This window comes from Cupriavidus sp. SZY C1, assembly GCF_032190535.1.
GTDB classification, from domain to species: domain Bacteria; phylum Pseudomonadota; class Gammaproteobacteria; order Burkholderiales; family Burkholderiaceae; genus Cupriavidus; species Cupriavidus pauculus_C.
On record NZ_JAUANU010000003.1, the window covers coordinates 83,772 to 98,543 of the forward strand.

Below are 14,772 nucleotides of genomic sequence, written 5' to 3' on the forward strand. Positions count from 1 at the left end.
CATGTGCGTCCGCTGCCGATGTCAGGCCGCTTCGGCGGCCTCGACAATGCGGATCTCGGCCAGGAGCTTGCGCAACTCCGGCACGCACGATCCGCAGTTGCCGCCGGCCTTCACGCAGGCCGTGATCTCGGCCGTGGACTTCAGGTCGTGCTGGCGCACGGCGTCGCAGATCGTATTGCGGCCCACGCCGAAGCACGAGCAGACGGTGGGGCCGGCATCGGCGGTCTTTTCCAGCGGCTGGCCCAGCAGCAGGCCGATGCGGTCGCCGTCTTCCAGCCGGTCCTGGCCGAAGAGCTGCGACAGCCACGCGCGCGACGGCAGCTCGGCGCGGGTGGACACGTACACGCATGCCTCCAGCCGGTCGTCGACCACGTAGCCGGCGTGATAGACCCCGGCGGTGCGGTCCTCGTATTCCAGCCAGTCGGCATCCGGGTCCTGCACGCCCAGCAGCGCGCGGGCCCAGGCCGCGCGGTCGGCCACGTGCTCGCGCCCGGCGAATTCATAGCGCTGGAACTGGCGGCCCTGCACGCGCGTCCAGTACGTCAGCGCCTCGGCGGGCAGCGCGCGGCGGCTCAGCACAAAGCCGTGCCACGACACGCGGAATTCCTCCACGCGCACCGGCGTGTGCTTGAACTCGGGCTCGCCCGAGACCGGGTCGACCACCGGATTGACCACGGCGCCCACGCGCGCGTCGGAACTGAACTGGTCGTTCCAGTGGATCGGCACGAACACGCTGCCGCGCGGAATGCCGCCGCCAAAGCGCACGCGGGCCACCATGGCGCCCCAGCGGCTGGTCACGCGCGCCAGCTTGCCTTCGCCCACGCCGCACAGCAGCGCGTCCTGCGGGTGCATGTCGACGAACGGCTCGGGCAGGTGGTCGGCCAGCCGGGCGGCCTTGCCGGTGCGCGTCATGGTGTGCCACTGGTCGCGCACGCGGCCGGTGTTCAGGATCAGCGGAAATTCGTCGTCGGCGGCATGCGCCGGCGCGCGCGACGCCGTCGGCACGAACCGCGCCCGGCCATCGGGGAACGCGTAGCGGCCATCCTCGAACAGCCGGCTGGTGCCGGCGGCCGTGGCGCCTGGCACCGGCCACTGCACGGGCACGAAATCGTCGTAGTCGCGCCGGGCCAGGCCGGCCAGCCCGCCGATGTCGAACATGCGGGGCGCCTCGCTGGCGTCGGCGTCGCCATTGCGCCAGGCCGACAGCCGCGCGTGCTCGTCGAAGATCTCGTGCTGGCTGGCGTAGTCGAAGCCGGCAAAGCCCATGCGGCGGGCCACGTCGCACAGGATGTCCCAGTCCGCGCGCGCCTCGCCGGGCACGGGCAGGAACGCCCGCTGGCGCGAGATGCGGCGCTCGGAGTTGGTCACCGTGCCGTCTTTCTCGCCCCAGCCCAGCGCGGGCAGCAGCACGTGGGCGGCGTCGTTGGTGTCGGTATGCGTGACCACGTCGGACGTGACCACCAGTTCGCACTTTGCCAGCGCGCGGCGCGCCTGGTCGGCATCGGGCAGGCTGACCACGGGATTGGTGGCGATGACCCAGACGGCCTTGACCTGGCCGGCCTCGATGGCGCGGAACAGGTCCACGGCCTTCAGGCCCGGCTGGTCGGCCATGCGCGGCGACTGCCAGAAATCCTGCACGATGTCCCGGTGGACCGGGTTGGCCAGCTCCATGTGCGCGGCCAGCATGTTGGCCAGGCCGCCCACCTCGCGCCCGCCCATCGCGTTGGGCTGGCCGGTCAGCGAGAACGGGCCCATGCCGGGGCGGCCGATGCGGCCGGTCAGCAGGTGGCAGTTGATGATCGCGTTGACCTTGTCCGTGCCCGACGACGACTGGTTCACGCCCATCGAGAACGCCGTGATGACCTTGCCGGTGCCGGCAAACAGTTCGAAGAACGTGCGCACGTCCTGCGGGTCGAGCTTGCACGCGCGGGCCAGCGCGTCGAGGTCGGTGCCGTCGGCATCGGCGGCCGCCAGCGCGGCGTCCAGTCCGCTGGTATGGGCGTCGACGAACGCGGCATCGGCATGGCCCTGGCGCGCCAGGTAGCCGAGCAGGCCGTTGAACAGCCGCACGTCGGTGCCGGCGCGCAGCGGCAGGTGCAGGTCGGCCAGCTCGCACGTGGCGGTGCGGCGCGGGTCGATGGCCACGATCTTCATGCCGGGCCGCGCTTCCTTGGCGCGCGTCAGGCGCTGGAACAGGATCGGGTGGCACCACGCCGTGTTGGAGCCCACCAGCACCACCAGGTCGGCCTGTTCCAGGTCGTCGTAGCTGCACGGCACCAGGTCCTCGCCGAACGCGCGCTTGTGGCCGGCCACGGCCGACGACATGCACAGGCGCGAATTGGTGTCGATATTGGCCGAGCCGATGAAACCCTTCATCAGCTTGTTGGCGATGTAGTAGTCCTCGGTCAGGATCTGGCCGGACACGTAGAGCGCCACGGCGTCCGGGCCGTGCCGCGCCACGATGTCGGCAAAGCCGCTGGCCACCTTGTCCAGCGCGGTGTCCCAGCTCACGCGGCGCAGCGATCCGTCGGGCTGGCGCAGTTGCGGGTGCAGCAGCCGGCCGTCCAGGCCGACGGTGTCGCCCAGCGCCGACCCCTTCACGCACAGGCGGCCGAAGTTCGACGGATGGTCGGCATCGCCCTGGACTTCAACCTGGCCGTCGGCGCGCAGCGTGGCGCGCACCCCGCACCCCACGCCGCAGTACGGGCAGGTGGTGGAGACAGTCTTGGTGGCGGTGGTGGCGACCACCGCAATATCGGACAGGTTCACGGTATCAATCTCTAAGGTCGGCGGCGGCCGGCGTCAGGCCGCCAGGGACTCGCACTGCGCCTGGCCGAACAGCAGGCGCTGCCGCAGCGCGGCCACGGGCTTGCCGCTCTGGATCAGGTCGAAATACCACGGGCCGTCCTTGACGTCGCCGTACAGCACGGCGCCGACGAGCCGGCCATCCTGCAGCACCAGCCGCTTGTACACGCCGCGGCGCGTATCGCGCAGCACCAGGTCCTCGCTGCCTTCGGCGCCGATGAAGTCGCCGGCCGAGTACAGGTCCACGCCGGTCACCTTGAGCTTGGTGGCCGTGGCCTGCTGGATGTAGCGCCGATGGCCCGCGCCGGCCAGGTGCGCCGCGCAGACGCGGGCCTGGTCCCAGATCGGCGCCACCAGGCCAAACGTGGCGTTGCGGTGCTGCACGCATTCGCCCACGGCGTAGATGCGCGGGTCGAACGTCTGCAGCGTGTCGTCGACGACGATGGCGCGCTCGCAGTGCAGCCCGGCGCCGGCCGCCAGTTCGATGTTCGGGCGCACGCCGGCGGTCATCACCACCAGGTCCGCCGGCACCTGCGAGCCGTCCTGGAAGCGCACGCCGGTGACGCGGTCGTCGCCCAGGATGGCCGCGGTCTGCGCCTTCAGCAGGAAGCGCAGGCCCTTGCGCTCCAGCGCGGCCTTCAGCAGTTCGGCGGCGGGCTTGTCGAGCTGGCGCTCCATCAGGCTGTCGGCCAGGTGTACCACGGTGACGTCCATGCCCTGGCGCATCAGCCCGTTGGCGGCTTCCAGCCCCAGCAGGCCGCCGCCGATGACCACGGCGTGGCGGTGGTTGCGCGCGGCGTGGAGCATCGTCTCCACGTCCTGGATGTCGCGGAACGCGATCACGCCGTCCAGCGCGTGGCCAGGCACCGGGATGATGAACGGCTTGGAGCCCGTGGCCAGCAGCAGCCGGTCGTAGCGCACCTCGCGGCCCGAGGCCGAGCGCACGATGCGGCGCGGCCGGTCGATGGCCACCACGGGGTCGCCAGCCAGCAGCTCGATGCCGTGCTGGGTGTACCAGTCGCGCGTGTTGAGCATGATGTCGTCGACGGTCTTCTCGCCGGCGAGCACCGGGCTCAGCAGGATGCGGTTGTAGTTGCCGTGGGGCTCGGCGCCGAACACCGTGATGTCGTACAGGTCCGGCGCGAGCTTGAGCAGTTCTTCCACCGTGCGCATGCCGGCCATGCCGTTGCCGACGACGACCAGGCGCGGCCGGGCCGACGCGGCGGGAGATGAGGCGTTTGACGTCGTGAGCATGATCGTGGGGCGCGTGGAGGGGGCAGGGGGGTCAGGCGGCGAGTTCTTCCTCGACCCCGGCCGGCGTGGCGGCGCCCGTGGTGGCCGATGCGGCCACCCAGACCTTGCCGTCGTAGACGCGGGCCGCGTAGGCCGTGACCGAGTGCTCGGGCGCCTCCAGGCATTCGCCGGTGCGCAGGTCGAAGTGGTGCTTGTAGATCGGCGAGGCCACCACGATGCGGTCGCCCAGGCTGCCAACCAGGCCGCGCGACAGCACGTTGGCCTGCGAGTTCGGATCGAAATTGGCGATCGCGTAGACCTCTTCTCCCCGGCCAATGCGGAACACGGCCACCTGCTGCCGGTCCACCAGCGCGCAGACACCAGTATTGGGCACGATGTCGCGCAAGGTGCAGATTGCGGTCCAGGTTTCGGGATGGTGGGCTTGGCTCATCACGTTCTCCTTGTTTCAGGCAGCTTTGGCGGGCACGGCAACCACGGGAATGTGGCTCAGGCGGTTGCGCTGCAAGTTCCGTTCCTCCGGCGTGGCCGGGCGGATCTGGCCGCGCTCTTCCAGGAAGACGAGGTTGTCGTCGCGCAGGTCGCTGTTGACGAAGTGGCGGAAGCGCTTGCGGGTCTCGGGGTCGGTGATGGCCTTCTTCCACTCGTCCTCGTAGGTGTCCACCACGTGCTGCATCTCGGCTTCCAGGTCGGCGCCGATGCCGAGCTTGTCGTCGATGACCACGGCCTTCAGGTAGTCCAGGCCGCCTTCCAGGTTGTCGCGCCAGGTGCTGGTGCGCTGCAGGCGGTCGGCCGTGCGCACGTAGAACATCAGGAAGCGGTCGATGTAGCGCACCAGCGTCTCGCGGTCCAGGTCGCCGGCCAGCAGTTCGGCGTGGCGCGGCTTCATGCCGCCGTTGCCGCAGACGTAGAGGTTCCAGCCGCGCTCGGTGGCGATGATGCCCACGTCCTTGCCCTGCGCCTCGGCGCACTCGCGCGTGCAGCCCGACACGCCGAACTTGATCTTGTGCGGCGCGCGCAGGCCCTTGTAGCGGTTCTCGATGTCGATCGCCAGGCCCACGGAGTCGTCCACGCCGTAGCGGCACCACGTCGACCCGACGCACGACTTCACCGTGCGCAGCGACTTGCCGTAGGCGTGGCCCGATTCGAAGCCGGCGGCCACCAGTTCTTCCCAGATCAGCGGCAGTTCCTCCAGCCGGGCGCCGAACATGTCCACGCGCGCGCCGCCGGTGATCTTGGTATAGAGGCCGTACTTCTTGGCCACCTGGCCCACGGCGATCAGGCCGTCAGGCGTGACCTCGCCGCCCGGCATGCGCGGCACCACCGAGTACGTGCCGTCCTTCTGGATGTTGGCCAGGAAGTAGTCGTTGGAATCCTGCAGGCTGGCGTGCTCTTCCTTGAGCACGAACTCGTTCCAGCACGAGGCCAGGATGCTGCCCACCGTGGGCTTGCAGATGTCGCAGCCCAGGCCCTTGCCGTGTGCGGCCAGCAGGTCGTCGAACGCCTTGAACTTGCCCACCCGCACCAGGTGGTACAGCTCCTGGCGCGAGTACGGAAAGTGCTCGCAGAGGTGGTTGTTGACGGCCATGCCCTGCTTCTTCATCTCGGCCTTCATGATCTGCGTGACCAGCGGCACGCAGCCGCCGCACGCGGTGCCGGCCTTGGTGCAGGTCTTCAGCGCGCCGATGCTGGTGGCGCCGTCGGTCACGGCCGCGCAGATCTGGCCCTTGCTGACGTTGTTGCACGAGCAGATCTGGGCGGTGTCGGGCAGCGCGTCGGCGCCCAGCGCAGGCTTGGCCTGGCCGTCCGACGATGGCAGGATCAGGAATTCGGGCGATTCCGGCAGCTCGATGCGGTTCAGCATCATCTGCAGCAGCGTGCCGTACTCGGCCGCATCGCCCACCAGCACGCCGCCGAGCAGGTACTTGCCGCAATCGGACACCACGAGCTTCTTGTAGACCTGCTTGCGCTCGTCGGTGAACTGGTACGACCGGCTGCCCGGCGCGTTGCCGTGCGGGTCGCCGATGCTGGCCACGTCCACGCCCATCAGCTTGAGCTTGGTGCTCATGTCGGCGCCGGCAAACTCGGCGGCCTCGCCGCGCAGGTGGCGGGCGGCCACGCGGGCCATGTCGTAGCCGGGGGCCACCAGCCCGTAGATCTTGCCGTCCCAGAGCGCGCATTCGCCGATGGCGTAGACGTGCGGGTCCGAGGTCAGGCAGTTGTTGTCGATGGTGATGCCGCCGCGCGGGCCCACGGCCAAGCCGGCCTGGTGCGCCAGTTCGTCGCGCGGGCGGATACCGGCCGAGAACACGATCATGTCGGTGTCCAGGTGCGTGCCGTCGGCAAAGTTCATGCGGTGCGTGCCGTCCACGCCATCGACGATCTCCACCGTGTTCTTGCCCGTGTGGGCCGTCACGCCAAGGTCCTGGATCTTCTGGCGCAGCATGCGGCCGCCGCCGTCGTCCACCTGCACGGCCATCAGGCGCGGGGCAAACTCCACCACGTGGGTTTCCAGCCCCATGTCGCGCAGCGCCTTGGCGCATTCCAGGCCCAGCAGCCCGCCGCCGATGACCACGCCCGTGCGGGCGCGCCGGCCGCATTCGAGCATGGCTTCCAGGTCTTCGATGGTGCGGTAGACGAAGGTGTCCTTGCGGTCCTTGCCAGGCAGCGGCGGCACGAACGGGTACGAGCCGGTGGCCAGCACCAGCTTGTCGTAGGGCAGCGTCTCGCCGGTGGACGTGGTGACGGTCTTCGCCGCCGTGTCGATGGCAGTGGCCCTGGCATTCAGGCGCAGCAGCATGTTGTTGTGCTGGTCGAAGAAGCCCGCCGGCACCAGCGACAGGTCATCGGCCGACTTGCCGGCGAAGAATTCCGAGAGGTGGACGCGGTCGTAGGCGGGGCGCGGCTCCTCGCAGAGCACCGTCACTTCCAGGTCCTGCGCGCCGGCATCGGCCAGGCATTCCAGGAACTTGTGGCCGACCATGCCGTGCCCGACGATGATGATCTTCATGATGCTTTCCTTGTGCGGGGTATCTTGTATGAGGCGATCAGTTGGCGAGCGCGCTGTCGTACAGCGCCTGCTCGCGGGCCTTGTGCTCGGCGCTGAAGCGCACGGCGATGGCGCACAGCGCGGCCAGCGTGGCGGCCACGCCCAGGTACGTCAGCGTGAGCTGCAGGTCGCCCAGGCCCTTCATCAGGAAGCCGGCCGCCACCGCGCCGACGTTGCCGCCCGCGCCGATGATCCCGGCCACGCCGCCCAGCGCCTTGCGGTCGATGAACGGCACCAGCGCGTAGGTGGCGCCGCAGGCCATGTGCGTGAACAGGCCGAACACCAGCATCGCGGCCACGGCGGTGACCACGCCCGAGGCGTGGGCAAAGGCCAGCAGGCCCAGCCCTTCGCCCAGGATGAAGACGAACAGCACGATCGAGCGCGCATCCAGGCCGCGGCGGCGGGCCACCCTGTCGGACAGGTAGCCGCCCAGCGCCCGGGCAAACAGGGCCAGCAGGCCGAAGCTGGCGGCGGCCATGCCGGCGGCGGACAGCGACAGGCCAAAGCGGTCCACGTAGAACGTGGCGGCCACGTTGTGGATGAAGATCTCCACGCCAAAGCAGGCGCCGTAGGTGATGAACAGCATCCAGACGCGGTAGTTGGTGCTGGCGGCGCGGAAGCTGGCCCAGCCGCCGCCGCCCTTGCCGCCGCTCACGGCGATGCCCTGGGCGCGCAGGTCCGAGAAATTGCCTTCCGGGCAGTCCTGCGTGAAGCGCCAGTAGACCACGGCCATCACCAGCATCAGCACGCCCGGCACGATCAGCGCCACGCGCCAGCCCATGGCGTGGTCCACGCCCAGGAACAGCACGGCGGCCAGCAGCAGCGGCATGGCGCCCTGGGCGGCACCGCCGCCGGCGTTGCCCCAGCCGGCCGACGCGGCGTTGGCGGTGCCCACCACGTTGGGCGCGAACATCACCGACGTGTGGTACTGCGTGATGACAAAGCTCGCGCCCACCGCGCCGATCAGCAGGCGGAAGAACAGAAACGTCTCGTAGTTCTGGGCAAAGGCCACGCCGATGACCGGGATCGCGCCGATGGCCAGCAGGCCCGTATAGGTCTTGCGCGGGCCAAAGCGGTCGCACATCGGCCCGATGATCAGCCGCACGATGATCGTGACGGCCACGGCGGCGATGTTGATGTTGGCGATCTGGCCCGGCGTGAGCCCGAATTCGCCCTTGAGCACCGGCATCAGCGGCGCGCAGGCAAACCAGGCGAAGAAGCAGACGAAGAACGCCATCCAGGTCAGGTGGAAGGCGCGCATCTGCGGGGTCTTCAGACTCAGCAGGTCGATCCGGGTGGCTTTGCCGTTCATCCTTGGGCTCCAAAAACAAATGGCGTCCCGAGATCCTGGCCAATGGGGGCCAGTTCTGGGGACGCCGTTGTCCTGCCCGGTCGCCTTGAAGAAGGCGGCCGCGCTTGTGTGGGGTGGGCGGATCGCCGTTGACCGGCCCGCACTACCTATCGCAAGCGGTGTGCCAGGGGATGAAGGTGGCGACTGGGATGCCTGGGAGGCTGAAAAACCGCTTTGAAGCGGCGCATCAGGCACATTAACGCATCGTGGTGCGGCGCCAGACTAGGGCGGCCGCACGGCTATGGTGCAGTGCAATGTGCGGCGCCGGTGCGCGCCCGGTCCGGTCAGCGGGGTGACGTGGCGGGATCGAGCAGCGAGATGAGCTGCATGTCCGAGGGGGAGACGAGCTGGTTTTCCTCGTCGATCAGGGCCGCGCGCACCTTGAGCCCGTTGACCCGCGAGCGGATCTCGGCCGGCCCCTGGCCGCACGGCTTCATGTGGGCATCGCCCCATTGCATCAGGCCGACGATGACCGGCAGCAGGTCCACGGCGGACTTGGTGGGATGGTAGGCAAAGCGCTCGCGCTCGCCGGGCTCCTTGTAGCCGACCTTGCGCAGCAGGCCGGCCTCGGTCAGCGTCTTGAGCCGCGCGGACAGCACGGCCGGCGAGCACTGCAGACGGGCCAGGAAGTCGTCGAACCGGCGGACGCCGGAGAACACGTCGCGCAGGATAAGGATCGTCCACTTTTCGCCGATCAGGCCAAGCGTGGCCGCAATCGAGCACTGGGCGAAGTCGTCGGGCGAGAGGGGCGGAACTGTGGTCGGCATGAATTCAGGATAGCACTCTAACTTCATTTGCAAAAGTCAGGGTTTCGACTATAGTCCTGCCTACAGGAAATGAAGTCAGGGGTGGGCGATGCGTGGCGATACCGGAACACAGCAAGAAGAGGCGGGCGCGGAACAGTGGATCGCGACGCGCTGCGGGCCTTCGTCGACAGCCTGTCGCGCGAAAGCCGCTACTACCGCTTTCTGACCGGCGGCCGGGTAGCTGACGAGACCATCCAGGGCTTTGTCGGGCATCGCCCGGGACGCGACGTGGCGATGGTGGTGACGGCGCCCGCCGCATCGGGCGAGGAAACCATCGTCGCCAATGCCGAATACGTGGTGAATGCCGATGACGTGGCCGAACTGGCCGTGGTGGTGGCCGATGACTGGCAGGGCCAGGGCCTGGGGCGGCGGCTGATCCAGCGGCTGCAGCAGGTGGCGCGGGCCGGCCGGCTACGCGGCATGCGCGGCGACGTGCTGAGCGAAAACCGCCGCATGCTGGCCATCATGCGCGACTGCGGCTTTGCCACGCGCCGCAACCCCGAGGACAGCTACTTGCACGAAGTCAGCCTGTCGCTGGCAGACACCACCCGGCCGCGCCGCGACCACTGGCTGCCGCACGACTGGTTCGCCGGCAACTAGCTCTTGCCGCGCGACGTGGCCGTGCAGCCGATCGACGCGGTGATGATGGCGGCAATCGCCACCCACTGGATCAGCGTCAACTGCTCGTGCAGGAAGGCCAGCCCGGCCAGCGCGCCCATGGCGGGCTCCAGGCTCAGCAGGATGCCGAAGGTCCGCCGCGGCAGCCGCTTCAGCGCCACCATCTCCAGCGAATACGGAATCGCGCTCGACATCAGCCCCACCGCTAGCCCGGCCAGCAGCACCGCCGGGCTGAAAAGCGCCGGGCCCGCATGGGCCAGCCCGAACGGCAGCGCCACCAGCGCCGCCATGGTCATGCCCAGCGACGTGGCCTGGCCGCCGTGCGCGTTGCCGGCCATCTGCCCGAAGACGATATAGAGCGCCCAGCCCACGCCGGCCGCCAGCGCAAAGCCGATGCCGACGGGGTCGAGGTGCGTGGCGGCATCGCCCAGCGGCAGCAGCAGCACCAGCCCGGCCACGGCGCAGGCGATCCACAGGAAGTCGATGGCGCGGCGCGACGACAGCACCGCCACGGTCAGCGGGCCCGTGAACTCGATGGCGATGGCCAGCCCGAGCGGGATGGTCCGCAGCGACATATAGAACAGCAGGTTGGTCGCGCCCAGCGCCGCGCCGTACAGCGCGATGGCCCGCGCATGGGTGCCCGACAGCCGGAACCGCCACGGCCGCCACACCGCGATCAGGATCAGCGCGGCAAACCCCACCCGCAACGCCACGGTGCCTTGCGCGCCCACGGCGCCGAACAGGCTCTTGGCAAACGACGTGCCGATGCACAGCGACGCCATCGAGCCGACCAGCGCGGCAACGGCCAGCAGGGTTTCGCTCTGCCTGAGGCGGGAAAGGGGCACGTCTGCATCCTGGTACGAAAAGCCCGAGGGGCGGGCGGTGCCGCATCTTGCACCAACATCGACCGCGCGGCCATGCACAGATGCCGGTGCCACGTGCTGTACAGTTGGCGCCGCCCGGCCGCTGGCGGAGTCCGGACCCACGCACTATGGTGGAAGGACCCCTGTTCCGGAGCCAGCCATGGATGCGAAGGCCCCCCGTCGTCATGTCGTGATCACCGGCGCGGCCGGCGCCCTCGGGCGCGCCGTGGCCAGCCGCTTTGCCGCCGAACACGCGCGGCTGGCCTTGATCGACCACAACCTGCAGCACCTGCAGAGCGTCTTTGCCCACCCCGAGCCCGACCATGGCGGCACGCTGCTGCACGCGGCCGACGTCACGTCCGATACGGCGATGGCGGGCGTGGCGGCGGCCATTCTCGACGCCTTCGGCACGGTCGACGTGCTGGTGCACGTGGCGGGCGGCTTCGAGATGGGCGACCCGACCCATGCCATGAGCCGCGAGTCGTGGCTGCGCATGATGGACCTGAATGCGTGGTCGTTCGTGGCCGTCACCGGCCATTTCATCCCGTCGATGATGTTCCAGCGGCACGGCAAGGTGGTGGCCGTGTCCGCCCGGAGCGCGGCGGCCGGGGCGGCGACGATGGGCGCCTACGCGGCGTCCAAGAGCGCGTTGCAGCGCCTGGTGGAAAGCCTGTCGCACGAGGTGCGCGGCGCCGGCATCAACGTCAACAGCATCGCCCCGAGCATCCTCGATACCCCGGCCAACCGCCGCGCCATGCCGTCGGCGGAGCCGTCGCACTGGGTCTCCACGGGTGCCGCGGCACGGGCCGTGGCCTTCCTGGCCTCCGACGCGGCCGATGCCATCCACGGCCAGCACATGGTGCTCGACGGGCTGAGCTGAGCCGCCTGCCGTCCGCTAGCGGCGCGCCAGCCGTGCCAGCGGCAGCGTGCGCAGGCGGTCCAGCACAATGGTCCGCATGGCCGGCGGCGTGGGCAGCGTGTCGAGCAATTCGGGCCAGCGCGCCTGCGCCATCGTCACGGCGTCCTTGACCGCCGCCACGGCAATGCGGTCGGCGATCCGCGCATCCCGGGCGAACTGGCGGTACGTCTCCAGCGTCTGCTGGCGCTGCAGGGCGTCGATCGCCACGTTCTGGCCGAACGCGGCAAAGCCGGGCAGCGCGGCCACGCTGACGATGTCGTACGCCGGCGACAGCTCGGGCATCGTGCCATTGCGGTACAGGAACGAGAAATTCTTGAGATGGGCGTCGCTGTTACCCAGCAGCGTATGCACGGCCTGGCGCATGAAGAACTGCCGCACGTCCTCGATGCCGCGCACGCTGAGCCGGTCCAGCAGCCGGACGATGGCCACGTAGGCGTCGCTGCCGGCGTACTTGCGCGCCGGCATGCGGGTCAGGATCTGGCAGCCGTCCTCGGCATGCACGCGCCCGCCCGGTTCGCGGTCGAAACGGTCGACGGCCAGGAAATGCAGGTCCGGCCCCAGCGCCTCGGCCAGCCCCGGCACGTCGATCGCGGCCAGCGGCTGGGGGCGGCAGACGGCCACCGCCACGCCGGCCGCCTGCGCCAGCTGCATCGACACGTATTCGTTGAAGATCTGGCTGTCGTCGTTGCGGGCCGGCAGCTTGGCGATCAGGTCCGACAGGCGGCCGTGCGTGGGCATCGTGTAGCGCCGGCCCGCGTGGGCCGTGGACAGCGCCAGCTTGTTCTGCACGCCGGACACCGACGCGGCGCCCTCGGTGGCGCCTTCGACCACGGCGATTTCAAGGTTGTCGGCCCCGCCGGTGACGCCCACGGTGCGCACGTAGTCCGGCAGCGCGTCGAGGTCGGCCGGGCGGATCGTCAGCGCGCCGGGCAGGTCCTCGCCGGCGGCGGCCAGCACGCCAAAGTCGTCGCGGTCGTCGGGGTGATGGCGCGTGGCTTCCAGCCGCTTGCGCAGCTCGCCCTCGGGCAGCAGGCCGGCAAAATAGGGCGGCAGCTCGCCGCCGGTGTTGTAGAGCGCGGGATGGAAAGGGTTGGACAGCACCGTGGCGGTGGCCGCCTCGTTGCCGGGCACGGACAGCGACAGGCTCAGCGTGGGCCGCCCCGGATCGCCACGGAACTGCTCGCCGGGCACGAAGCGCGTGGTGCGGCCCGCTTCGCACAGGTAGCCGCAGAGCACGCCGTGCAGGTGGACGGACAGGTAGCGCGGGCGCAGGTCGTCGCTCATGTCTGGTCCCCGAGCAGCAGGTCGACCGAGGTGGGCGCGGCGCGGTCAGGGCCGGCCGTCTTGCCGGCCAACAGTTGCCGGACGTCGTCCAGGTGCTCGCGCGGCACCAGCACCCATTCGGCATCCATGGCGGCGGCGATGGCGACGAGTGTCGAGCCGCGCACATCCTGTTTGCCGCTGATGGCCTGGGACAGGTTAGACGCCGCCATGCCGATAGTGCGGCCGACGTCGCCCAGCGTCACGCCCCGCAGCTTGCGGAGTGCGCGCAGTTGGGTGTGGAGCGTTGGCATCTCGGAATCCGGTAGAAATGTTATGGAATAACATAACATACGCCGGAAAAGTATGAGAAAGAATATTTTTCGCCGTCAGTCGCGCTCGGCGCCCAGCGGCGGGGCGATGTCCTCCAGCGCGCGGCGCTCCGCATCCACGCCGAACCGCAGCGCCAGCAGCCCGGCCACGATGACCAGCGCCGCGCCGATGGCATAGCCCACCGCCACCGCGCCCCGGCTGCCGGTTTCGATCAGCATGCCGAACAGCACCGGCGCGATAAAGCCGCCCGTGCCGGTGCCTACCGCGTAGAACACCGAGATGGCCAGCGCGCGCATTTCGAGCGGAAACACCTCGCTGGCGGTCAGGTAGGCCGAACTGGCCGCGGCCGACGCCAGGAAGAACACGGCCGACCAGCACAGCGCCTGCGAGCGCGCGTCCAGCCAGCCTTCCCGGAACGCCCAGCCCGTGGCCGCCAGGCCGATGCCGGACAGCACATAGGTCACGGCAATCATCTTGCGCCGGCCGATACGGTCGAACAGCGGCCCCAGCACCAGCGGCCCCAGCGCGTTGCCGAGCGCGAACGGGAAGATATAGAGCGCCACGCGCTCCTCGGGCACGCCCTGGAACTTGGTCAGCACCAGCGAGTAGGTAAAGAAGATGGCGTTGTAGAAGAACGCCTGCGCCACCATCAGCGCAAGCGTGACCACGCTGCGCGTCCGGTAGCGATGCACCAGCAGCCGCACGATCTCGCGCAGCGACGGAATCGGCTTGCCGGCATAGGCCACGTGGGTCGCCGCGTCGGGGGCGGGCAGCGCCCCATGCCGCGCCGTCACCTCGGCCTCAATGGCGGCGATCACGCGCGCGGCCTCGTCGTGCCGGCCGTGCGTGGTCAGCCAGCGGGGGCTTTCGGGCACGTGCCGGCGGATCAGCACGATTGCCACGGCCAGCACCGCGCCCAGCGCAAAGCAGGCGCGCCAGCCCCAGACCGGCCCGAACACGCGCGGGTCCAGCAGCAACAGGCTCAGGCCCGCCCCAAGCGCGGCGCCCAGCCAGAAGCTGCCGTTGATCGCAAGGTTGACGCGGCCGCGCACGCGGGCCGGTATCAGTTCGTCGATGGCCGAGTTGATGGCCGCGTATTCGCCGCCAATACCCAGCCCGGTCACAAAGCGGCACAGCGCGAAGAACGCAAAATTCGGCGAGAACGCGGTGGCCAGCGTGGCGGCCATGTAGACGGCCAGCGTGGCTAGGAACAGCCGCTTGCGGCCCAGCCGGTCGGCCAGCCGGCCGAACACCAGCGCGCCCAGCACGGCGCCGAGGATATAGAGCGATCCGGTCCAGCCCACCTGCGCGGCGCTCAGGCCGAGCGTGTCCGGGCGCTCCAGTACGGCGCCCACCGACCCGACCAGCGTGACTTCGAGCCCGTCCAGCACCCAGGCGATGCCCAGCGCGATGGCCACGCGCCAGTGCCAGCGCGACCACGGCAGGCGGTCCAGGCGGGCGGGGATGTCCGATTGCCAGGCGGCGATGGCGGGCTCCTGTAACGGGGGGCAGGGCGG

The 14,772-nt window shown here is 69.7% G+C and carries 12 protein-coding genes; 2 read left to right on the plus strand and 10 right to left on the minus strand.

Features of this window, described 5'->3' with window-relative positions:
* Positions 1-21: 21 nt before the first annotated feature.
* From QTN24_RS06685 to QTN24_RS06710, 6 genes are all read right to left on the minus strand, one after another.
* Positions 22-2,769: a molybdopterin-dependent oxidoreductase gene (locus QTN24_RS06685; protein ID WP_313835977.1), complete on the minus strand. Its 2,748-nt coding sequence runs from the start codon at positions 2,767-2,769 to the stop codon at positions 22-24.
* A gap of 33 nt (positions 2,770-2,802) precedes the next feature.
* A complete protein-coding gene (locus QTN24_RS06690; protein ID WP_313835979.1) occupies positions 2,803-4,059 on the minus strand; it encodes an NAD(P)/FAD-dependent oxidoreductase in 1,257 nt (418 codons plus the stop codon).
* A gap of 31 nt (positions 4,060-4,090) precedes the next feature.
* Positions 4,091-4,489 carry a nitrite reductase small subunit NirD gene (gene nirD / locus QTN24_RS06695; RefSeq protein WP_124686396.1) on the minus strand — a complete coding sequence of 133 codons (399 nt, stop codon included), beginning with the start codon at positions 4,487-4,489 and terminating at the stop codon, positions 4,091-4,093.
* Positions 4,490-4,504: 15 nt separating this feature from the next.
* Positions 4,505-7,066: a nitrite reductase large subunit NirB gene (gene nirB / locus QTN24_RS06700; protein WP_313835980.1), complete on the minus strand. Its 2,562-nt coding sequence runs from the start codon at positions 7,064-7,066 to the stop codon at positions 4,505-4,507.
* Between the two features lie 37 nt (positions 7,067-7,103).
* Positions 7,104-8,417, minus strand: a complete 1,314-nt coding sequence (locus tag QTN24_RS06705) for an MFS transporter (protein WP_124686398.1) — start codon at positions 8,415-8,417, stop codon at positions 7,104-7,106.
* Between the two features lie 323 nt (positions 8,418-8,740).
* Positions 8,741-9,223 (minus strand): helix-turn-helix domain-containing protein, encoded by a 483-nt coding sequence (locus tag QTN24_RS06710; RefSeq protein ID WP_313835983.1) that lies wholly within the window; start codon positions 9,221-9,223, stop codon positions 8,741-8,743.
* Between the two features lie 69 nt (positions 9,224-9,292).
* On the opposite strand from QTN24_RS06710, the gene QTN24_RS06715 reads away from it, so the two are divergent.
* Positions 9,293-9,862, plus strand: a complete 570-nt coding sequence (locus tag QTN24_RS06715; protein WP_313835985.1) for a GNAT family N-acetyltransferase — start codon at positions 9,293-9,295, stop codon at positions 9,860-9,862.
* On the opposite strand, the gene QTN24_RS06720 is transcribed toward QTN24_RS06715, so the two are convergent.
* Complete coding sequence (locus QTN24_RS06720; protein WP_124686401.1) at positions 9,859-10,725, minus strand: EamA family transporter; 867 nt, start codon at positions 10,723-10,725, stop codon at positions 9,859-9,861. The genes QTN24_RS06715 and QTN24_RS06720 overlap by 4 nt on opposite strands.
* A 178-nt stretch (positions 10,726-10,903) precedes the next feature.
* Here QTN24_RS06720 and QTN24_RS06725 point away from each other — a divergent pair, with 178 nt between their 5' ends.
* Entirely contained in the window at positions 10,904-11,623 is a 720-nt protein-coding gene (locus tag QTN24_RS06725; protein WP_313835989.1) for an SDR family oxidoreductase, read from the plus strand.
* A 15-nt stretch (positions 11,624-11,638) separates the two neighbouring features.
* On the opposite strand, the gene QTN24_RS06730 is transcribed toward QTN24_RS06725, so the two are convergent.
* The 3 genes from QTN24_RS06730 to QTN24_RS06740 form a co-directional block, all read right to left on the minus strand.
* Positions 11,639-12,946: a HipA domain-containing protein gene (locus tag QTN24_RS06730; RefSeq protein ID WP_313835990.1), complete on the minus strand. Its 1,308-nt coding sequence runs from the start codon at positions 12,944-12,946 to the stop codon at positions 11,639-11,641.
* Positions 12,943-13,236, minus strand: a complete 294-nt coding sequence (locus QTN24_RS06735; protein ID WP_313835992.1) for a helix-turn-helix transcriptional regulator — start codon at positions 13,234-13,236, stop codon at positions 12,943-12,945. Before QTN24_RS06735 ends, QTN24_RS06730 begins: the two co-directional genes overlap by 4 nt.
* Before the next feature lie 75 nt (positions 13,237-13,311).
* Positions 13,312-14,742 carry an MFS transporter gene (locus tag QTN24_RS06740; protein WP_313836379.1) on the minus strand — a complete coding sequence of 477 codons (1,431 nt, stop codon included), beginning with the start codon at positions 14,740-14,742 and terminating at the stop codon, positions 13,312-13,314.
* Between the last annotated feature and the right edge of the window lie 30 nt (positions 14,743-14,772).